Genomic DNA, 20,113 nt, shown 5'->3' with positions numbered 1-20,113 from the left:
GTGGCCCTCACCGCCGGTGTTGCGTTGGGGTGCCCGCATGCCGTCTAATCCCCACCCTCACCCAACTGGGGACAGATAACGCTCCATTGAAGCCTCAGTAGGACAAGTACTGCCCCTAGTTGGGCTGGGTTGACGCGGGGCCGAGGACGTAGAAACGGAGGAAGGCACTCACGTCCACCAGCTCCGGCGGCTCGATCCTGTGCCCCATCCCGGGGTAGGTCCGGGCCGTGAGGGCAGTATTTGCGTTGAGCCACTCCTTGGTGTGGGCGATGGCGTCCTCGTTGATCACCGGATCGGCCTTATCCCTGCCCCAGAAAAACGGTGGCGGAGTGTCAAAGGACTCGGACAAGGCCAGGAGGTCGTTATCCAGGACAAACCCGGAGAGACCCACGGTTGCCGCGAACTGCTCCGGTTTGAGGCGCAGGAGCGTGCTGGCCATGGCCATGCCCTGGGAATAGCCCAGGAGGCTCACGCTGCTGTGGTTCTGCCGCACCGAAGCGATCCATTCGAAGACCTTGTTGGTGGAAGCGATCACGTCGGAAAAATCATTGGTCAGGAAGTAGTCCAGCAGGAACCAGCCAAAGTGGTCGCCGATCACCTTCGGCCCGCGCAGGGCCACGCACGTGAACTCCTGTGGCAAGTGCGGAAACAGCGAAACCATGCGTTCCTCGCTGGTCCCATAACCGTGCAGCATCACCAACAAAGGAGTGCCCGCGCGCTCACTTTCGGGCTTCGACCAAACCACTGAATCCATGAGCCTGAGCCTAGTAGACTTGCCGCATGACACCGCAGGAACTGGCCAATCTGGCCCATCTGCGGCGCGCACGCGACTTCATCGACCGGGAGTACGCGCGCCCGCTGGATGTGCCCACCATGGCAGCCGGGGCCCTTATGTCCCCCGCCCATTTTTCCCGCCAGTTCAAGGCCGCCTACGGCGAATCACCCTACAACTACCTCATGACCCGCAGGATCGAACGGGCCATGGCCTTGCTCCGGGCCGGCACCAGTGTCACCGATGCCTGCATGGAAGTCGGATGTACCTCACTGGGTTCCTTCAGCTCACGGTTCACGGAGATCGTTGGCATCACGCCCAGCGAGTACCGCACGCGGGAACACGAGGCAGTAAAAGCCATGCCCAACTGCATCGCCAAGCAGCACACCCGCCCCGAACGACGCAAAGCCACCACGGCCCCCACAAGCTGAGCAGGATCGAAGAAGCGCCGGTTCCACGGCTGCAATAGCGTGTGGGTCATGAACATCTCACTCAAATACGCACATGTCACTGTCAACGATGTTGATGAGTCGCTCCCCTTCTACCGGGACGCACTTGGCTTGGAGGTCCGGAACGACGTCGGCTCGGATGGCCAGCGCTGGGTCACCCTCGGCAGCGGTGCCCAGCCGGACCTCGAGTTGGTGCTCTCCCCGCCGCACGCCGGCCGCTCCCAGGCCGATGGCGATGCGATCCAGGAGCTCCTCACCAAGGGCGTCATGCCCATGCTCGTCTTCAGCACGGACGACCTGGACGGCACGTTCGAGAAGCTCCGCGCATCAGGCGCCGAGGTCCTCCAGGAACCGATCGACCAGCCGTGGGGCCCGCGCGACTGCGCTTTCCGCGACCCCTCCGGCAACATGATCCGCATCAACCAGGGCTGACGCCCCCGCATGAAGTACGACGACGGTTGGCTGGCTTGGGTTGCCAAGGCCGGCCAACCGTCGTCGTACTTCCAAGGCGCTTACCGGAGCATGAGGCCGGCGTCGGTCCGTTCCCCGTCCTGGTGCGTCGAGGCGATGGCGGCGGAGACCACATCCGCCAGCCGCAAGCGGCGGCTGTAGGCGTGGCGCTGGAGTCGTTCACCCGTGCCGCGCCGGAGAATCGCCGCCACGCCCGCCCGGGCCACTGCGAGGTCTCCCATCTCCGCGAGCGCAGGGCGCACGTGGCGCAGCAGCGCGCCCACGGCATCCGCAGCCGGGCAGGGGCCCAGCTGATCCGGGTGGATCAGCTGCTCGTTGACGCCGTAGCGGCTGGCACGCCAGTTGGACATGCGCAGCACGCTGGTCAAAACGTCCGACGGCGGCGCGCCCTCCCGCCATTGCCTCGCCGAGGTCTCCACCAAGGCCCGCGCGACGACCGCGATGGTCAGGGCGTCCTCGGCGTAGAGGCAGACGTCGGCGATGCGCAGTTCCACTGTTGGCTGGCCGCGGGAAAGGCGCGCGTCGAAGTAGATCATGCCTTCATCAAGGGGGACCCTGGTGCCGAGGAGGTCTGTGAGCACCGCCCGGTATCCGGCTTCGGAACCGAACACGTCCATGGGCCCGGCGGTGGGCCAGCGGTTCCAGATCTGGGTGCGGTAGCTGGCGAAGCCCGTGTCCGTGCCCATCCAATAGGGCGAATTTGCGCTCAAAGCCAGCAACACCGGAAGCCAGTGGCGCATGCGGTCCAGGATTGCCACACCTTCCTCCGGCGACCCGATGGAGACATGGACGTGGAAGCCGCACGTGAGCTGTTCCCGGGCAATCAGGCCGAACTCATGGCCCATGGTGGCGTAGCGCTGGTTGCCCAGGGTTGGCGTCGCATGGAACACCGGCGGTGTTGCCAGTGCGGCCACCCTCGCGCCCAACGTCCGGGCGGCCTTGTCCGCGAGTGCCCTTCCCAGCTGGATTTCCTGCCGCAACTCAAGAGCGGTGGTGCAGGGGCGGGAGTTCACCTCCACCTGCTCCTGCTTGAACTCGGACTTCAGTGAAGGCCCGTCCCCTTCGCCCTGCTGCGGGGCAAGATCCAGGATGCCGGCAGCCAGTGGCAGCGGCATCCCATCGATCGGATCGGCAATGAGCAGCTCTTCCTCTACGCCGAACGTTCGCATAGCCACCCCTCCCCACGGGTCATTTTTTCAGAGACGCCCGTCATCCCACGTGGCGCGGAACCTCCATTTGGAAGCCGCACCGGCAGTGCAGCACCTGTGTTTGCAGATACACCTCCAGAAGGCTGGGACTGTCCGGATGGTCGGTGGTCCGGGGTGCTTCGATGAACCGTTCGGTGGGGCGGCCCAGGGTCATGGGCTCGCCGCAATGGGTGCAGCTGAACCACAGGCCAGCCGCGGACGTAGAGAGGAATTCCGTCTGGATCTCCGGGACCAGTTCGGCCAACGGGACGGCATGGGCGTAGAAGGTATCGCATTCACTGCAGGTGTAGCTGACTTCGACAATCTCTGACTGGTTCGGCGTGGCCTCAACCACTGTTTCAACAAAAATGTACGAATCGGTATCGCACACTGTGCACCAGGGGCGCGAGCCGGTGTCTTCAGTGGCGGGAGTTGCCCCAGGCAAACGTTTCGGGGCAGGAATCGGGGAACCAAGCGTCATTGCCATTCTCCTTTTATTGCAAGCACCACCATGACGGTGGTTTCCGACAACTGTCCCTTGCGGGACACACTGAACAGCGGCCGGGAGAAGCGGTTGCTCCTATGGGAAACCTGCACGGCGGGAGATGGCTGGTCAGCCTTGCTCCGTACGGTGAGGATCCAGGGGCTAGCGGCTTAACCCACTAATGAATTTAGTTCAACAGTGCCGCGCGTCACAAGGGACAGTTGATTTAACAGCTTGTGGCTAGGGTTCAAAATGCATCACTGCAGCGGTGCCGGCGACGGCCTTGATCATGGCTTCGGCCACATCGCGCAGCTTCTGGTTCCGGCCGTTGGAAGCCTTCTTGAGGATCCCGAAAGCCTCCGCCTGGCTGCAACGGTTCTGGCCCATGATGATCCCGCACGCGAGGTCGATCGCCGTGCGCGAGGCCATGGCGTCGCGCAGATCGTCCGCATGCTGCTGCTTGGTACCGATCCGCACGGCCAAGCGCAGCGACCGCTCTGCCTGGCTTGCGTACAGCTCGCAATTGCGGATGGTGGCCTGATCGAAAATATGGGCCTGCGGGGCAAAGAAGTTGAGTGCGGCGGTGGCTCCTTCGTCCAGTTCCAGGGGCACGCACAGCACGGACAAATGCCCGCGATCGGCGATCACGCTGCAATAGTCGGGCCACCTCTCCTCGGTGGCGGTATCCTCCACCAGCACCGTGGTGTGGGTGCGCATGGCTTCCAGGCAGGGACCATCGCCGAACGTCCGCTGGACCTCGTCAATCAACCGCGCCTCATGGCTGTTGCCTGCTACGGTCAAGGCCTTGCGACGGCGGCTCAAGGTGATGCCGCAGAGCACGCTCAACCCAACGGTGGCGGACACCGAATCTGCAGAGAACACGGCGAGTTCGCCAAGGAATCCGCCCACATCCTCACTGTCGATCACCAGGTCCTGGAGCTGCTCGGCCACGGGAACGCCCTCGGTAGCGGGCGCCTCCACGGGCATGGCCGTGTCCGGATGAATTGGGTCCATGCCCCTATTATCTACACCTCTTCCACCACGAGCGGATCCCCAAAATTCCTTGCATCCGAGGTGCACCTATGTGCACAATCTAGCTACGGTCCACGTCGACGGATCCCGCTTCACAGCTCATGCAGACGGGCGCCCCAGATTCACACAGAGGTGAATGCCATGCCGGCCCAGCCTGCTTCGAGGGTTCCCGACGAAGCACACCAACCACCCGACGAGCCGCTCTGGTGTCCGCGCTGCAACACTGACCAGCATCTGTTGGTGGATTCCATCCAGTCGCATTATCCGCCTGCGCCCAACAGGGTGGACGTCAGCTATCAGTGCGTGGAGTGCAGATACACCTACGAGCAACTCGCCAGCGTGCAGCGGGTGGCCGCCATCCTGAACCGGCCAAGCGGCTCCCAGGGCGTCCTCCAATTCGGCGGCCAGTACCTGCATTGCGGCAACCCCATGAAAACGCGCAGCTGCGAGCTTCGCCGCATCCAGGCACCCCTGGCGCTCAGGCCCGGGGCACCGTTGAGGCTCTACGAGGTCTACATCAACACCCGCGTCCTCGGATGCACGTGCGGCTTCCGGATGGAGATTCCGGACTGACCCGCACCATTTCGGTTCAATCCGGCCTGGTCCGGACATAAAGGAAGAGAACGCATGCACGCAGAGAAGCGCAGGAAAGAGTCACTGGCCACCAATGCGGGGCCCCAGGCCGGGCGCAAGCACAAGCTTCCCGATCCCCCGGACCCGGACAACCTCCCCATCGACTACCTGGGCTCCGGCTGGGATTCCAGCAAGTATCCCTCCTCCACGCCGCGCACCCTGCGCCCCCAGCAGCGGAGCCACGGACGGAGCGGGAAGTCGTGACAGACCCAACCTCCGCTTGGGCTCCCGGACCGGAAGCCAAGTCCGGGCCAGCGGGCCAGTCCAGCCCGACGGACCAGTCCAGCCCGGCTGACCGAACGGATCCGCCGCGCGCACCTGCGCCCACGCCGGAGCCGGTGCCGTTACCGGAGCCGGGGCCACCGCCGGTTCCCGAGCCCACTCCCGAGCGGGAACCCGCACCGGGAACCACCCCGCCGGACGGACCCACACCGCGCGAACCATAGGTTTGCGCACCCCCGGACCAGCGCCGCATCGACGGCAGGTCCCCTAAGACCGGATCCTGGCAAATCCCCCAGTCGGGATCCGAACGAGGGCATGACGCACTACAGGGAGTGCGTCATGCCCTCTGCCATGCCAAGGCAAGGGTCACAACCCCGCCGCTACTGCCCAGGGGTCACATACCGCTGTTACAGCCCCGGGCTTCGGCCCCTTCCCGAATTACGGACCCGTTTCACCACCCTCACCAGCCAATCTGCGTTTATGTTGTTTTCTATTGACTTACCAACACAAACACAGATAGAGTCAAGCAATTCCACATTACGTGTGACAGCAGTCACCGTGAGTGGAAGGCAATGAAGACAACGACTCACGCATGACGCAACGGAGGGTAAGTGTTCGCTGAAGAGCGCCAGCAGTTGATCTCCGCACTCGTCACAGAGCGCGGACGTGTCAGTGTCACGGAGCTGGCAGACCGATTCAGCATCACCACCGAAACCATCCGCCGGGACCTCGCAGCGCTCGAAGTTTCCGGCAACCTGCGCCGCGTCCACGGCGGCGCGGTTCCCTCGGACCGGCTCAGCACCCGCGAAGAAAGCATCCTGGAGCGCGCCATTCAGCGCCAGGCAGAGAAACTCCGCATCGCCGCCGCCGCCCTCGCCATGATTCCCGAGCCCACCACCGGCAGCGTCCTGCTCGATGCCGGCTCCACCACCGAAACCCTCGCGGATCTACTGGCCCAGCGCTCGCCTGCATCCAACGGGTCAACAGACGAGCTCGTGGTGATCACCCACGCCATTCCCATAGCCGGCAAGCTGTCCGCCACTCCCGGCGTCGCCCTCCAGATCCTTGGTGGCCGCGTCCGCGGACTCACGCAGGCGGCAGTGGGACAGTCCACCGTGGACGCCGCCGTCAAGCTCCGTCCGGACATCGCGTTCGTCGGGGCCAATGGCATCCACGCCACCTTCGGGCTCAGCACCCCCGATCCCGAGGAAGCCGCGGTCAAGGCCGCGTTCGTCAAGTCGGCCCGCCGCGTGGTGGCCCTGGCCGATTCCTCCAAACTGGACGCCGAGACCCTGGTCCAGTTCGCCACTCTGAAGGATGTGGATACTTTGATCACAGACAGGGAGCCCTCCGCGGAACTCGCGGCAGCCCTGGCCGATGCCGGCGTAGACGTGGTGGTCGCATGATCGTCACGCTGACCGCCAACCCCAGCCTTGACCGCACGGTGGAGCTGCCCGGACCGCTGGCCCGCGGCGAAGTGCAGCGTGCAACCCACGTCCACCAGGAATCCGGCGGCAAGGGCGTCAACGTTTCCCGGGCACTAGTGGCCTCCGGCCTCGAAACGATCGCCGTCCTCCCGGGCGCCGAATCGGACCCGGTCCTTGCAGGACTGCGCGACGGCGGTGTGCCGTTTGCGGCGCTGCCGATCGGCCAGGCGCTGCGCAGCAACGTGACGCTCACCGAACCGGATGGCGTCACCACCAAGATCAATGAACCCGGCCCGGAGTTGAGCGCCGAACAGCAAGAGGCCCTGATCGGGCTTCTGCTGGAGCGCTCCCGTGGCGCCAGCTGGGTAGTCCTTGCCGGCTCCCTCCCACCAGGGGTTCCCGCCGACTTCTACGCCATCATCGCCCGTCGGCTCCGCTCCCGCTCCGATGGGCTCGCCGCTCCGGAGATCGCCATCGACTCCTCCGGCGCTCCGCTCGCGGCGGCCCTGGAAGGTGACCCCGCCGGAAAGCCGGACCTCCTGAAACCCAACGCCGAGGAGCTTGCAGAGCTCGCCGCCGCAGCCGGTTTCACCCAAGTCTCCACCGCTGAGGAACTGGAAGCAGACCCGGCCAAAGCCGCGCAAGCTGCTGCCGCCGTCGTCGAAAGCGGTGTGGGTGCTGTTCTCGCAACACTCGGATCCAAGGGCGCAGTCCTGGTGACGGCAGACGGAGCGTGGCTTGCCACGCATCCGCCGATCCAAGCCGTCAGCACTGTCGGTGCCGGTGATTCGTCCTTGGCCGGCTACCTGCTGGCTGCAAGCAAAGGTGGTTCCGCCCCGGACTGCCTCCGTCAAGCCGTGGCCCATGGCGCCGCTGCTGCATCGCTGCCGGGCTCCACTGTCCCGGCAGTCCACCAGACAACCCCAGACGCCGTAACCATCACGGCCCTCCAGAAGGACTAACAGTGACCCAGCTGATCACACCCCAATTGGTCACCCTCGACCAGAACCTGGGCGATGCCCCCGCCGACGTCATCCGTGTCCTGGCCGGCAAAGTAGCCGACGCTGGCCGTGCTTCCGAGGTTGAAGGGCTCTTCACGGACGCCTTCGCCCGCGAGCAGAAGACTGCTACCGGCGTCCCCGGCGGCATTGCCATCCCGCACTGCCGTTCGGCCGCCGTCACGGAACCCGCGCTGGCCATGGCCCGGCTGTCCCACAAAGTGGACTTCGGCGCCAAGGACGGGCCCGCGGACCTCATTTTCTTCATCGCAGCCCCGGACGGAGCCGACCAGGAGCACCTGAAGCTCCTCTCCAAGCTTGCCCGCTCGCTCATCAAGAAGGACTTCACGGCGGCCCTCCGTGCGGCTTCGTCGGAGCAGGAGATCGTTGAGCTGGTGGACGGCGCGCTGGCGGACAAGCCCGCAGCGCACGCCGCGGAACCTGCTGCTGCAGCCGCACCGGCCGCTTCTGCAGCCTCCACTCCGGCCGCACCGGCAGCAAGCCCGACGCCGGCAGCGGCACCCAAGCGCCTCGTGGCCGTTACGGCCTGCCCCACCGGCATTGCGCACACGTACATGGCAGCGGACTCGCTGGTTGCCGCTGCTGCTGAGCTGGGGGTGGACCTGCAGGTTGAGACGCAGGGTTCCTCGGGCGCCAAGCCGCTGGACCCGGCTGTGATCGCTGCGGCAGATGCGGTGATTTTCGCCGTCGACGTCGACGTTCGCGGCAAGGAGCGCTTCGCCGGCAAGCCGGTCATCAATGCTCCGGTCAAGCGCGGCATCGACGAGCCCGCCAAGATGGTCCAGGAAGCACTCGCTGCCGCCGACGATCCCCACGCACACCGTGTGGCCCACTTCGGCGCGGAGGAGCAGGCTGAGCGTGAAGCCGAGGAGAAGAGCGAGCACATCGGCCAGAAGCTGAAGCGCGCCCTCCTCACGGGCGTGTCATACATGATTCCGTTCGTTGCCGGTGGCGGCCTGCTGATTGCGCTGGGCTTCCTCATGGGCGGCTACCTGATCACGGGCTTCGCGGACAAGATCGTGGTTGAGAACAGCATCTTCAACCTGCCCACCGAGTTCCCGGACAACGCCTGGGGTCCCCTGGGCGCCTATCTTGGCGCGGTCCTGTTCAAGATCGGCGCCCTGTCCCTGGGCTTCCTGGTTCCGGCTCTGGCTGGTTACATCGCCTACGCCATAGCCGACCGGCCGGGCATCGCCCCGGGCTTCGTGGCCGGTGCTGTCTCCGGGTTCATGGGCGCAGGCTTCCTGGGCGGCATCGTCGGTGGTCTCCTGGCCGGCTACATCGCCTACCAGTTGGGCAAGCTCAACGTGGCCCGCTGGCTCCGCGGCCTGATGCCGGTGGTGATCATTCCGCTGCTGGCCTCCCTCGTGGCCTCGGGACTGATGTTCCTGATCCTCGGTGCCCCGATCGTCGCCCTGACCAACGCCCTCAACACCGGCCTGTCCAGCCTCACCGGTGCAGGTGCCATCATCCTCGGCATCATCCTTGGGCTCATGATGTGCTTCGACCTGGGTGGTCCGGTCAACAAGGTTGCCTACTCCTTCGCAGTCGCCGGCCTCGGTACCGCCTCCATTACCAACCAGGCACCGTGGCAGATCATGGCCGCCGTCATGGCCGCAGGCATGGTTCCGCCGCTGGCCATGGCCCTGGCAACCGTACTGGACAAGAAGCTGTTCTCCCTCGCTGAGCGCGAGAACGGCAAGGCTGCCTGGCTTCTGGGCGCATCCTTCATCTCCGAAGGTGCCATCCCGTTCGCCGCTGCCGATCCGCTCCGCGTCATCCCCGCCAGCATGGTGGGCGGCGCAGTGACCGGTGCGCTCTCCATGGCCTTCGCAGTCACGTCCAAGGCACCGCACGGTGGCCTGTTCGTCTTCTTCGCAATCGACAACTTCCTGTTGTTCTTCCTGTCGATCGCTGTTGGCGTGGTCATCACGGCACTCCTGGTCATCGCCCTCAAGCGCTGGGCCGTCCGCAAGCCGGAGGCCGTTGAATCCGAACCCGTACCCGCAACCGTCTAGACTCTCCACAACCCCACAAAGGAGCATCAATGCCTGAACGTACAGCCACCATCGCCAGCCGTGTCGGCCTCCACGCCCGTCCGGCAGCCATCTTCGCCGAAGCCGCAGGGGACCTGGACCTTGAGGTCACCATCGCCCGCGAAGGCGAACCGGCCGACGACGCCATGGACGCCGCCAGCATCCTGTCCCTCATGAGCCTCGGCGCTTCACACGGAGACGTCGTGGTGCTGCGGGCCGAGGGCGAAGGTGCGGACGCCGCCCTGGAGAGCCTCGTGAAGATCCTCGAAACGGACCACGACGCCTGATCGTTCCTGACCGACTGCACTGAAAGAGCCTGGTGACACCTTTATGGGGGTGTCACCAGGCTCTTTCTATGTCTGTTTGCTTGCCCCGCCACTTGGACTGCCCGCAGCTCAGCCCTGCTTCCCGATCAGGAATTCGGCAATCGAGGGCTCCGTGGGCTTGACCTTCTCAAGTTCCCCATCGAGGTAGGCCTCCACGATCCGCGGGTCCACGTAGGACGTGCGGGCTACGGCAGGAGTGTTGCCCAGCATCTCCGCCGCTTCCTTCATGGCTTTCACCAAGGCTTGGGGACGGGTCATGGTCCCGTCATTCTTCAGGAGGCACAGGGCTGCCGCTGCAGTGCCCTTCCAGGTTCGGAAATCCTTGGAAGTGTACGCTTCCCCGGCGATGCTTCGGAGGTACTCGTTGACCATGTGCCCATCCAAGGGGACCCAGCCGCCGTCGTCCTTGTACGAAAGCAGCCGTTCCTTGCCGGGCCTGCGCGCCAAAGGTTCCAGAAACGCCGCCAGGACGGGGTCATTGATGGACGTATCCCACCACTGCCCGCTCTTGCCGGGAAATTTCAGGGCTACGGCGTCGTCTTTGATGCGTGCGTGCCTGCACCTGAGGGTGGTCAACCCATATGAACCGTTCTGGCGCATGTAGCTCTCGGAGCCGACCCGCAACGCACCGAGGTCCATGAGACGGACGGCTGCCGCAAGGGTCTGCTGCTTCTGCGAGGAAGCGTCCTTGAGGTCCATAGTGACGGCCCGGCGGATCGACGGAAAAGCACTGCCGAGCTCCGCTGCGCGTTGGAACTTCTCAGTGTCTTTACGTTCACGCCAGCGCGGGTGGTACATGTACTGGCTTCGACCGGCCGCATCAACACCGGTGGCCTGGATGTGGGCATTCTCGTATGGACTGATCCACACATCGGTCCACGCAGGCGGGATCGCCAGCGCTTTGATGCGCTGGCGATCCTCTGCGTTCAGCAGTGTCCCGTCGGGGTGCCGGTAGCTGAAGCCCTTGCCCGAGCGGCGCCGGACGATGCCGGGCTTGGACAGGTCGCTTCGCCGTAGCCTGGCCATTCCGGCCGCCCTGCCGTCGTTTTCCCTGGCCGGTTATGCTTCGTCGGGATCGGTCACGGCCGTACCGGAACCCATGGTCTCCGCGTTGATCATCCACGCCAGCTGCTCAAGGCGGGCGATGAACTCATGCAGGAGGTCCGCCGTCGTCGGATCTTCCTCATCAACCTCATCGTGGACATCCCGCATGGTCTGGACGGCGCGTTCCACGCGGTCCGTCACCAGCTTGACGGCGTTCTTGGTATTCACCAGTCCGCCGGGGAACTCTTCAAGTCGGGTGCCCTTGGCAATCGTGCTGCTGCGGCCGTCCGGAAGGGCGTGGAGGGCACGCATGCGTTCGGCGGCGTCGTCGGCGAACTGCCGTGTTGCAATGACCAGTTCGTCCAATTGGAGATGCAGGTCCCTGAAGTTCTGACCCACAATGTTCCAGTGGGCCTGCTTGCCTTGGAGCTGAAGCTCGATCAGGTCGGTCAGGACGATCTGAAGATTGTCTGCGAGCTGCTGTGACGCTTTCATAATTTCCTCTCGTGGACGTTGCCTGGACGTTCACCCAATCTATGTGGCTGCATCAACAACTCTTTCATAAGGTTGCTTAGTAGTACAATGAGGAGTGTCGCTGTTCACAACTGGCGAACCCGACAACTTCGGAGGCCAGTTAAGTGGCCCGCGGCATAGGCACCTTGGAACTGTTTCCAGGTACCGGCATAACTCAATTGAAGTAAACGGAATGCATGTCAGGAATCCGTCGACATAACGGCCGGATTCCTCCCAGAAAGGAATGTGCTGACCATGAACACGCTTCTGATCATTGCTGGTGTAGTGGCGATTGTCCTTCTTCTTGTGGGCGGCTTCTCGTCGGCCCTCAACTGGCTTCTGTGGGTGGGCGTCGTCCTCCTGGTAGTCGCAGCCATCGGCTGGCTTCTCAGCTTCATGTCAGGTCGCCGCGGCCATACGGTATAGAGCCCGCAGCGCGACAGCAGCCGGGCCATGAGGCCGGCACACCCTAACCATCAAGAAGGCCGTGAGGGCTGTCCCCGCAGCGATGCTGCAGCTTGGGGGCAGTCCTCCGGTGCACTACAGCCACTTGGAGGTGCCTGAAATGGCGGACACAGAGCCGGTGGCACGGACCGGCCGCAACGAATCCACCGAAGAGAAGATGGACCGCAACTGGCTTGAGCTGATCCAGGAACTGCGCGTCCTGCAAACCGGCGTCCAGATCCTGGGTGGGTTTCTGCTGACCCTGCCCTTCCAATCGAGGTTCTCCATCCTGGACGATTGGCAGACCGGCCTGTACCTCTTCAATGTCCTGGTCGCCTCTCTGACCACCATCCTGATCGTCCTGCCCGTCAGCGTCCATCGCCGCCTGTTTCGCCGCGGACTCAAGGGCACGCTGGTTTCAACCGCGGACAACATCACCAAGCTCGCCGTAGCCGGCGTGGCCATCCTGATCGTTGGTTCAGCCGCGCTCGTCTTCGATGTCACGCTTGGCCGAACCGCCGGGTTGGTCACAGGGGCTTCGATAGTTGTGGTGGTGCTTGTCTTTGTTGTCGGATTGCCTTTCTGGCTGAACCACAGGGCCCTCCAGAACAGGAAGGACTGACCCATGGCGGGAGCAACCAAAAACCAGGCCGCGCCACCAAGCACAAGCGGCACCGGTCGATGGTTCAAGGAGCACGGACTGTTGCTCGCGAATGCCGGACTGTTTGTGGCCTTCCTGTGCGGCATGATCATCTCCGGCGCCGCCACTTACAGCGAAGATCAACAAACCCACGGCGGCCAGGCCGTAGGAATCCCGGAGTACCTGGCAACAGGAAACTTCGTGGAAGCCGTCTTCGAGAACTGGGAATCCGAGTTTCTGCAGATGGCCATGTACGTGGTCCTGACCATTTTCCTGTTCCAGAAGGGGTCATCTGAATCCAAGCCCATCGGCAAGCCCGCACCACAGGATGAGGATCCACGCGAGGCCGGGCTTTCCGCTAAGACACCCTGGCCCGTGCGGCGAGGAGGTTGGGTTCTGAAAGTCTATGAACATTCGCTCTCGGGACTGCTGGGCATCCTTTTCCTCGCCTCCTTCGCCATGCACGCCATCGGAGGAACGTCCGCCTACAACGAGGAGCAACTCAGCCACGGCCTCCCCCAGGTCACAACGTGGGAGTACCTTGGCTCAAGCCAATTCTGGTTCGAGTCATTCCAAAACTGGCAAAGTGAATTCCTCGCCGTGGCAGTACTGGTAGGCGCCTCCGTTTACTTGCGGCAACGCGGATCTCCTGAGTCCAAACCCGTAGCCGAGCCACACTATGAAACCGGCACCTAAGCAAAGAAAGGATCTCCACCATGCCCGGGAAAAAGAATCCCAGCCTCAAGGACCCCGAACTTTACGAGGAACTCCGCGATGACGGAGCGTCCAAGGAGAAAGCCGCCCGGATATCGAATGCCGCTGCCAAACAGGGCCGCGACAAAGTGGGACACAAGGGCGGAAAGTCCGGCGACTACGACGATTGGACGGTGGACAAACTCAAGTCCCGCGCAAAAGAACTCGGGCTGAAAGGATACTCGGACAAGAAAAAGTCCGAACTCATTTCAATGTTGAGGAACCACTGATGCACCCAACCGGGTCGCAGCAGATGCCGTTTTGGACGCTCAAAACGGCATCTGCTGCTACTTGGTTGGGTGACGACGGCGGTTGGTGACGATTGCGGGGCCGGTCGCCGTCCCGGGTCATTCCGTGAGGCGCGGAACAGGCCGTAGCCGCTTGAGCCAGGCTTCGGTCTGGGCAATGTGCGCTCCCATGGCGACGGCGGCCAAAGTGGGGTTCTTTTGCGCAATGGCTTCCAGGATCGCAGCGTGGCCGGCTGTGCTGCCTTCGCGCACAACGGTGCCTTCATCGCCGTCGAAAATGTGGAAGTGGCCACCGCGCGAGCGGAACAGGCGCACCAGGCCAGCCAGGGTGGCATTGCCGCTTGCGTGGCAGATTTCCTCATGGAACCGCGAGTCCAGTTCAGAGTACTCAGAGGGGTCAGCGGTGGTTTCCATGGCCGCCACCAGGTCCGTCAGCGAGGCCAGGGCGGCAGGAGTCGCGTTGGCCGCAGCTGCGGACGCCGCGTGCGACTCCATCAATCGCCGGATTTCGAACAGCTCAAGCAAGCCATCCAGCGGAAGCAGGTCAACCAGCAGCGCGAAGTTCTGAAGGATTACCGTGGGTTCCAAGGACGATATGTACGTCCCTGAACCGTGCCTGGACTCCATGATCCCCAGCGCGGACATGGCACGGACAGCCTCCCTTAAGGAACTCCGTGAGACTCCCAGTTGTGCGCACAACTCCGCTTCCGGGGGACACTTCTGTCCGGGTGCCAGTTCGCCTGATGCGATCTTGTTGCGCAGGCCTTGCATGGCCGTCTCAACTGCACCCATTTACCCGCCTCCTCCAGACTTGGTACACGCTACAGCACTCCGGCCCCGGTATTCCGTTTGGAAAAGTGATCAGACTTCATGAGGAGAGACATCGTATCTCCTGGTCCAAATAGCCTGTAGAACAGGTCTAATTGGTACTTATGATCCAAAGTCATCTTATGACTTTGGAGAGAAGTCTGTTGTCTCGGGCATACATGTGAGGTAACTTACAGGCAGTTCCTGACTCACCGACCTGGAAGGCCCTTGTGCATCTGGCCAGCAATCTGACGGCTCCGCGTCCCCTGACAACCCCTGAAGGCGCTCCTTCCCGCTCCGACTGGACCCTGACAGCTTCCAAAGTCCACCTGAACCACGGCTCCTACGGTTCGGTCCCCCGAGCGGCACAGGAATTCCAGCTGGAACTTAGGGCCCGCATGGACGCAAACCCGTGCACCTGGTTCATGGGCCAGTACCAGGCCGTGACCGCAGCCCGGGCGGATGTGGCTTCCTTCCTGGAGGTCGACGCCGGGGACACGGCACTCGTGCTGAATGCGAGCGCCGGAGTGACCGCCGTCTATAACTCGCTGGACTTCGGTCGCGGCGCGGAGATCGTCATGACGAACCACGCGTACGGAGCCGTCCTTCAAGGCGCCCACCGCGTGGCACGGAAGTGCGGCGGCAGCGTCCGCATTGCCGAGATCCCCTTGGATGCCTGCGCGGAGACCGCAACGGCCTTGGTGATGGCGGAAGTCGGAGACAAGACGGCGTTGATCGTGCTGGACCAGATCACCTCGGCAACGGCCCGGGCGTTTCCGGTAACGGCCATTGCGGAGGCTGCAAAGGCCGTCGGGGTGCCCTTGCTCGTGGACGGTGCGCACGCACCGGGCGTGCTGGCGGCTCCCGTTCCCGAATTCGACGGATACTGGGTTGGCAACCTCCACAAATTCGCGTGCGCACCCAGGGGCACAGCTGCGCTCGTCGCTCGTGGAGATCGCGCCGAATGCCTGACGCCACTCATCGATTCATGGGGTTTCCCCTACAGCTTCCCGGAAAGCTTCGACCACGTGGGGACCCAGGATGTCACGTCCTGGATGGCCGCAGGCACCGCGTTCACCACCATCGAAGAACGTTACGGCTGGCCGACGTTCCGCAGCTATGCCACGGCCCTGTGTGATTACGGCGCAGCGATCATCGGCTCTGCCTTTGCTGACCTCACTGGAGAGAACCACGCAGTAGGTGTCGGCATGCCCGTAGGCCCCCTGCGGTTGCTGCGCCTGCCGCAAGGCCTGGCCACCACGCATGAGGATTCGCACAGCGTCCGGGCGTTCATTTCAGACCAGCTGGACATCGAAACAGCGGTGACCACTTTCAACGGCGAAGGCTTCCTGCGACTCTCCGCCCACCTCTACAACTCGCCGCAGGACTACGAAATCTTCGCTGAACGCGCGGTGCCGGAACTCGTGCGGCTCGCCAAATCCCTCTAAACATCACTGTCCGCGCCCACGCAAGGCGCACTCCACCTTAACCAAACAACGGAGGACCCACGTGAAATCCAGAATCATGGCATCCGCCGCAGCAGGCCTGGCGGCAGTTCTGGCCTTGGCAGGCTGTGGCGGTGGCGGACAGAGCGCCGCCGATGGCAAGGTCACCCTGAAGATGGTGGAAAGCCTCACCAACCCCACCCGGACAGAGACTTTGAAGAAACTCCTTGCCGGATTCGAGCAGGCAAACCCCAACATCAAGGTCGATCTCATCTCGCCGCCTACCGACCAGGCTGACCAGAAGATCCAACAGATGCTTCAGTCCGGCAAAGGCGTGGACGTGGTGGAGGCACGCGACATCACCGTGGGTTCCTTCGGTGCCAACAACTGGCTCTATGACATGACCAAGGACCTGGATGGCTGGGATGGCTGGAACAACCTGACCGAAAACGCTGTCACCTATTCCAAGCAGAACGGCAAGACCTACTACATCCCCTACGGCTTCTACGGGCTCTCCCTCTTCTACCGATCGGACCTGGTCAAGGACGCCGGGTTCGACGGTCCTCCCAGCAGCTGGTCCGAGATGGCAAAGCAGGCCGAAGCCCTGAACAAGCCGTCAGAGAACAAGTTCGGCTATGCGTTCCGCGGTGGCACCAACGCCAATTCCAATGCGGTGGCCATTATCGAGGCCTACGTTGCTGACGAGATCGACCGTGGCAACGCCTTCAAGCTGACCAGCGGCAAGACCATCTTCTCCTCCCCCAAGGCACAGGAAGCCATGGACCTCTACATCGACCTCTTCAAGAAGGGATCCCCGCCGTCTTCCGTGGCGTGGGGTTACCCGGAGATGGTCCAGGGCTTCAGCAACGGTTCCACAGCGTTCCTGCTCCAGGACCCTGAGGTCATCGCGACTGTCAAGGAGTCTCAGGCCATCAAGCAGGACCAGTGGAATGTTGCGCCCTTGCTGGTGGGACCGGGCGGTAAGGCAATCCAGCCAGTCGCTTCGGCCGGCTGGGGTATTGCACAGTCCTCCAACGCCAAGCCGGAAGCAGTGAAGCTCATCAAGTACCTGGCACAGGGCGACGCGGCCACCACGTTCAGCAAGGACAACAGCCTTGTTCCTACCCTGAAGTCCGCCGCGCAGGACACCTTTTACAGCACCGGCCCCTGGGCTGCCTACGTGAAGATGACGGAGAACCCCGGCACCTACGTTTCGGCCATCCAGCCCCGGAGCGTGCCTTGGTGGACCGAGTGGATCAAGAAGTCCGACGGCGAACTCCAGCGGGTGCTCACAGGGCAGATGAGCACCTCCGAGCTGCTGGCCAGTTGGGACACGTTCTGGACAGAAAAGATGAAGGGCTAGAGGCCCATGAGCCTCGACCTCAAGCGTTCCACCTCGCCGCCTTCGGGACGCGAGGGCCTGCGAAGGGAACCGGCAAGCAGGAAAAGGCAGTTCAGTGGCAGGACAGCGCTGACCTTGCTGGCCTTCCTGGCCCCGGCTGCGGTGTTCGTGGGGATCTTCACGTACTACCCCATGATCGCGGGCAGCCAGATGGCCTTCCGGAACTGGAACCTGAATGACCTTTCAGATACGTCGTGGATTGGCCTCGGTAATTTCCAGAGCCTCTTCGACGCACCGGAGTTCGGGACGATCGTCCGCAACACCGTGGTCTGGGTGGTCGGCTCCCTGGTCCCGCAGGTAGTCATCGGTTTCGCGGTGGCACTGTTCCTGAAACGCCGGTTCAGGATGCGTGGAGCGTACCAGGCCATGATCTTCTTCCCCTGGGCCGTGTCCGGCTTCCTCATCGGCATGCTGTTCCGTTGGATGTTCAACGCCGAGTTCGGCGTTGTCAACGACCTCCTGATGAAGTCCGGCCTGATCAGCTCACCCATTCCTTGGCTGTCCGATCCGGGCTTCGCCATGACCGCGATCATCATCGCCAACATTTGGTACGGCGTGACGTTCTTCGCCATCATGATCCTCGCTGCCCTGCAGTCAGTGTCGGACGAAATGTATGAGGCCGCCGCGTTGGATGGCGCCGGCAAGATACGGACGTTCTTCAGCATCACGCTGCCCAGCATTTCCACGACGCTGGCGTTGACCATCCTGCTGCGGGTGATTTGGATCTTCAACTTCCCGGACATCATCTTCGCTATGACCGGCGGCGGACCGGCAGACCAGACCCACATCATCACCACCTACATGATCAAAATTACGCAGGAAGGCGACTACGGCAAGGCGTCCGCGCTGGGCTTGATCGTCATGGTCACGCTCATGCTGTTTGCAGCCTTCTACCTCATGGCTGTGCGCTTTCGAAAGGGAGCCCAATGATCAACAGTCCAACGCTCGTAGGCCGGGTCTCAAAGTTTCTCTTTCTGGGCCTATGCCTGATTGTCACGGTGTTCCCGCTGTACTGGATCGTGGTGACGTCCCTCAAGGAGCCGGGGGCCATTTACTCCCTTCCGCTGGACTATTGGCCCAAGCAATTGTCCTTCGACAATTACGTCGGGCTGTTCACGAAGTCCGACTTTGGCCAGTACATGCTCAACAGCCTGGTGGTGGCATTGGTGGCAGCCTCCGTTGCCACGCTCATTTCCTTGCTCTCCGCCTACGTCCTGGCGCGGTTCCAATTCTCCGGACGCGGGGCCGTATTGGGCGCCTTCCTCATCACGCAAATGATCCCCGGGTTTATTGCCTTGGGTCCGCTCTACCTGATGATGACCGACTTCGGGCTGGTGGATTCCAAAACCGGGTTGATCCTGATCTACATCGCCATTTGCATTCCGTTCTGCACCATCATGCTTCGGGGCTTCTTCGAAAACGTCCCTGATGCCTTGGAGGAAGCTGCCATGATTGATGGCTGTTCCCGGATGAGCGCACTCTTCAGGGTCATCGTCCCCGTGATGCTGCCCGGCATTGCTGCGAGTTTCGTTTTCAATTTCGTCAACTGCTGGAACGAACTGTTCTTGTCGGTAACCCTGATGAACAGCGACAGCAACAAGACCATCCCGACGGCGTTGGCCGGCTTTATCTCCAGCTTCAACATTGATTGGGGTTCCATGTCCGCTGCCGCGGTTCTCACGGTGGTCCCCACGCTGGTGATCTTCGCCTTCGCCAGCAAGTTCATCGTCCAGGGCCTGACGGCCGGCTCCGTCAAAGGCTGAGGCGAACAGCCCATCTAAGTCGCAGTTAAGCGCGTTTTGGCGGCTCTAAACGCGCTTAACTGCGACTCAGTTGGGTAAAAAACGACGGCGGGTCAAGCCTTTTTCTTGGCCCGCGCCTTCGGCCTGCTGGCCGTCTTGGTGGCGGCAGCGTCGTCGTCGTCCGCTTTTTCCTTGCCGCGCTTCTTGTCCAGGCTCCGCTTGAGCGCTTCCATGAGGTCGATGACGTCGCCGCCCTCGCCTTCGCCTTCCACTACGCCGAATGTTGCCTCGGTGTCCAGGGCCTCGCCCTTCTCCAGCTTGGCCTCGATCAACGTCTTCAACTGCACCTGGTAGTCGTCGGTGTATTCGTCCGGATCGAAGTCGTGGGCCATGGACTCCACCAGGGCGGAGGACATTTCGAGTTCCTTGTCCGAAATTTTGATGTCCGTTTCCAGGGACGGGAATTTGGCCTCGCGCACTTCGTCGCCCCACAAAAGGGCCTGGAGAAGCAGGACGTCGCCGCGCACACGCAAGGCGCCCAAACGGGTCTTTTGCCGCAGGGCGTACTGGACTATGGCGATCCGGTCTGTATCCTCCAGCGTTTGCCGGAGCAGCATGTATGCCTTGGGCGATTTGGAGTCCGGCTCCAGGAAATAGCTGCGCTCGTACATGATGGGGTCCAGCTGCTCGGCCGGAATGAATTCCACTACTTCGATTTCGCGGCTGTTCTCTTCAGGCAGCGATTTCAATTCGGCGGAAGTGAGGACGACAGTTCGGCCTTCTTCTTCGTAAGCCTTGTCAATATCCTCGTACGCCACCACTTCGCCGCAAATTTCGCATTTCCGCTGGTAACGGATGCGTCCGCCGTCTTTATTGTGGACTTGGTGGAGTCCAATGTCGTGGTCCTCTGTGGCGCTGTAGAGCTTAACTGGTACGTTGACCAGACCGAACGCGATAGATCCCTTCCATATGGCCCTCATGCACCCAGTCAACAGCACAAGCCAGCAGAGGAGAAGA

At 62.7% G+C, this 20,113-nt stretch carries 24 protein-coding genes; 16 read left to right on the top strand and 8 right to left on the bottom strand.

All coding sequences use genetic code 11. The features are described from left to right. Nucleotides 1-115 precede the first annotated feature (115 nt). On the bottom strand, nt 116-754 hold the full coding sequence (locus ACIPV6_RS06110) for an alpha/beta hydrolase (protein WP_400270014.1): 639 nt from the start codon (nt 752-754) through the stop codon (nt 116-118). Nucleotides 755-780: 26 nt separating this feature from the next. On the opposite strand from ACIPV6_RS06110, the gene ACIPV6_RS06105 reads away from it, so the two are divergent. Both ACIPV6_RS06105 and ACIPV6_RS06100 read left to right on the top strand, forming a co-directional pair. Further along, entirely contained in the window at nt 781-1,203 is a 423-nt protein-coding gene (locus ACIPV6_RS06105; RefSeq protein WP_400270013.1) for a helix-turn-helix transcriptional regulator, read from the top strand. Between the two features lie 48 nt (nt 1,204-1,251). Further along, nucleotides 1,252-1,653, top strand: a complete 402-nt coding sequence (locus ACIPV6_RS06100) for a VOC family protein (protein ID WP_400270012.1) — start codon at nt 1,252-1,254, stop codon at nt 1,651-1,653. An 80-nt stretch (nt 1,654-1,733) separates the two neighbouring features. Here ACIPV6_RS06100 and ACIPV6_RS06095 read toward each other — a convergent pair whose 3' ends face one another. The 3 genes from ACIPV6_RS06095 to ACIPV6_RS06085 form a co-directional block, all read right to left on the bottom strand. After that, complete coding sequence (locus ACIPV6_RS06095) at nt 1,734-2,861, bottom strand: glutamate--cysteine ligase (RefSeq protein ID WP_400270011.1); 1,128 nt, start codon at nt 2,859-2,861, stop codon at nt 1,734-1,736. 40 nt (nt 2,862-2,901) lie between these two features. Continuing rightward, the gene (locus ACIPV6_RS06090; RefSeq protein WP_400270010.1) at nt 2,902-3,360 is read right to left on the bottom strand and encodes a hypothetical protein; all 459 of its coding nucleotides are present in this window, start codon (nt 3,358-3,360) and stop codon (nt 2,902-2,904) included. Nucleotides 3,361-3,603: 243 nt separating this feature from the next. Further along, nucleotides 3,604-4,377, bottom strand: coding sequence for a GAF and ANTAR domain-containing protein (locus tag ACIPV6_RS06085; protein ID WP_400270009.1), 774 nt, complete (start codon nt 4,375-4,377; stop codon nt 3,604-3,606). A gap of 159 nt (nt 4,378-4,536) precedes the next feature. Between ACIPV6_RS06085 and ACIPV6_RS06080 the strand changes: the two genes are divergently transcribed. The 6 genes from ACIPV6_RS06080 (at nt 4,537) to ACIPV6_RS06055 (ending at nt 10,019) form a co-directional block, all read left to right on the top strand. Next, nucleotides 4,537-4,968 (top strand): hypothetical protein, encoded by a 432-nt coding sequence (locus ACIPV6_RS06080; protein WP_400270008.1) that lies wholly within the window; start codon nt 4,537-4,539, stop codon nt 4,966-4,968. A 54-nt stretch (nt 4,969-5,022) separates the two neighbouring features. Then, nucleotides 5,023-5,232 carry a hypothetical protein gene (locus tag ACIPV6_RS06075; RefSeq protein ID WP_400270007.1) on the top strand — a complete coding sequence of 70 codons (210 nt, stop codon included), beginning with the start codon at nt 5,023-5,025 and terminating at the stop codon, nt 5,230-5,232. 629 nt (nt 5,233-5,861) lie between these two features. Beyond that, a complete protein-coding gene (locus ACIPV6_RS06070) occupies nt 5,862-6,656 on the top strand; it encodes a DeoR/GlpR family DNA-binding transcription regulator (RefSeq protein ID WP_400270006.1) in 795 nt (264 codons plus the stop codon). After that, on the top strand, nt 6,653-7,639 hold the full coding sequence (locus ACIPV6_RS06065; protein ID WP_400270005.1) for a 1-phosphofructokinase family hexose kinase: 987 nt from the start codon (nt 6,653-6,655) through the stop codon (nt 7,637-7,639). Before ACIPV6_RS06070 ends, ACIPV6_RS06065 begins: the two co-directional genes overlap by 4 nt. Before the next feature lie 2 nt (nt 7,640-7,641). Then, nucleotides 7,642-9,714 carry a fructose-specific PTS transporter subunit EIIC gene (locus ACIPV6_RS06060; protein ID WP_400270004.1) on the top strand — a complete coding sequence of 691 codons (2,073 nt, stop codon included), beginning with the start codon at nt 7,642-7,644 and terminating at the stop codon, nt 9,712-9,714. Nucleotides 9,715-9,743: 29 nt separating this feature from the next. After that, nucleotides 9,744-10,019, top strand: coding sequence for an HPr family phosphocarrier protein (locus ACIPV6_RS06055; protein WP_397324854.1), 276 nt, complete (start codon nt 9,744-9,746; stop codon nt 10,017-10,019). Between the two features lie 108 nt (nt 10,020-10,127). Here ACIPV6_RS06055 and ACIPV6_RS06050 read toward each other — a convergent pair whose 3' ends face one another. Together ACIPV6_RS06050 and ACIPV6_RS06045 are read right to left on the bottom strand one after the other, a co-directional pair. Beyond that, nucleotides 10,128-11,084: a DNA topoisomerase IB gene (locus ACIPV6_RS06050; protein WP_400270003.1), complete on the bottom strand. Its 957-nt coding sequence runs from the start codon at nt 11,082-11,084 to the stop codon at nt 10,128-10,130. A 33-nt stretch (nt 11,085-11,117) separates the two neighbouring features. After that, on the bottom strand, nt 11,118-11,597 hold the full coding sequence (locus ACIPV6_RS06045) for a Dps family protein (protein WP_400270002.1): 480 nt from the start codon (nt 11,595-11,597) through the stop codon (nt 11,118-11,120). A 273-nt stretch (nt 11,598-11,870) separates the two neighbouring features. On the opposite strand from ACIPV6_RS06045, the gene ACIPV6_RS06040 reads away from it, so the two are divergent. The 4 genes from ACIPV6_RS06040 (at nt 11,871) to ACIPV6_RS06025 (ending at nt 13,682) form a co-directional block, all read left to right on the top strand. After that, on the top strand, nt 11,871-12,041 hold the full coding sequence (locus ACIPV6_RS06040; RefSeq protein ID WP_397324848.1) for a hypothetical protein: 171 nt from the start codon (nt 11,871-11,873) through the stop codon (nt 12,039-12,041). 139 nt (nt 12,042-12,180) lie between these two features. After that, the gene (locus ACIPV6_RS06035; protein ID WP_400270001.1) at nt 12,181-12,681 is read left to right on the top strand and encodes a DUF6328 family protein; all 501 of its coding nucleotides are present in this window, start codon (nt 12,181-12,183) and stop codon (nt 12,679-12,681) included. A 3-nt stretch (nt 12,682-12,684) separates the two neighbouring features. Next, entirely contained in the window at nt 12,685-13,395 is a 711-nt protein-coding gene (locus tag ACIPV6_RS06030) for a DUF6766 family protein (RefSeq protein ID WP_400270000.1), read from the top strand. 20 nt (nt 13,396-13,415) lie between these two features. Beyond that, nucleotides 13,416-13,682 (top strand): Rho termination factor N-terminal domain-containing protein, encoded by a 267-nt coding sequence (locus tag ACIPV6_RS06025; RefSeq protein WP_400269999.1) that lies wholly within the window; start codon nt 13,416-13,418, stop codon nt 13,680-13,682. Nucleotides 13,683-13,799: 117 nt separating this feature from the next. Here the strand turns inward: ACIPV6_RS06025 and ACIPV6_RS06020 are convergent, their stop codons facing one another. Continuing rightward, nucleotides 13,800-14,492 (bottom strand): FadR/GntR family transcriptional regulator, encoded by a 693-nt coding sequence (locus tag ACIPV6_RS06020; protein ID WP_400269998.1) that lies wholly within the window; start codon nt 14,490-14,492, stop codon nt 13,800-13,802. Nucleotides 14,493-14,737: 245 nt separating this feature from the next. On the opposite strand from ACIPV6_RS06020, the gene ACIPV6_RS06015 reads away from it, so the two are divergent. From ACIPV6_RS06015 to ACIPV6_RS06000, 4 genes are all read left to right on the top strand, one after another. Then, nucleotides 14,738-15,955: an aminotransferase class V-fold PLP-dependent enzyme gene (locus ACIPV6_RS06015; protein WP_400269997.1), complete on the top strand. Its 1,218-nt coding sequence runs from the start codon at nt 14,738-14,740 to the stop codon at nt 15,953-15,955. 61 nt (nt 15,956-16,016) lie between these two features. Beyond that, nucleotides 16,017-17,315, top strand: coding sequence for an ABC transporter substrate-binding protein (locus ACIPV6_RS06010; RefSeq protein ID WP_400269996.1), 1,299 nt, complete (start codon nt 16,017-16,019; stop codon nt 17,313-17,315). 6 nt (nt 17,316-17,321) lie between these two features. Next, complete coding sequence (locus ACIPV6_RS06005; protein WP_400269995.1) at nt 17,322-18,284, top strand: carbohydrate ABC transporter permease; 963 nt, start codon at nt 17,322-17,324, stop codon at nt 18,282-18,284. Next, the gene (locus tag ACIPV6_RS06000; RefSeq protein ID WP_400269994.1) at nt 18,281-19,117 is read left to right on the top strand and encodes a carbohydrate ABC transporter permease; all 837 of its coding nucleotides are present in this window, start codon (nt 18,281-18,283) and stop codon (nt 19,115-19,117) included. Before ACIPV6_RS06005 ends, ACIPV6_RS06000 begins: the two co-directional genes overlap by 4 nt. 92 nt (nt 19,118-19,209) lie before the next feature. On the opposite strand, the gene ACIPV6_RS05995 is transcribed toward ACIPV6_RS06000, so the two are convergent. After that, nucleotides 19,210-20,076, bottom strand: a complete 867-nt coding sequence (locus ACIPV6_RS05995) for a Ku protein (RefSeq protein ID WP_400269993.1) — start codon at nt 20,074-20,076, stop codon at nt 19,210-19,212. Between the last annotated feature and the right edge of the window lie 37 nt (nt 20,077-20,113).

The organism is Paenarthrobacter sp. NPDC089988 (assembly GCF_044748465.1).
Classification (GTDB): domain Bacteria; phylum Actinomycetota; class Actinomycetes; order Actinomycetales; family Micrococcaceae; genus Arthrobacter.
This window is presented reverse-complemented; position numbering and strand designations above follow the sequence as displayed.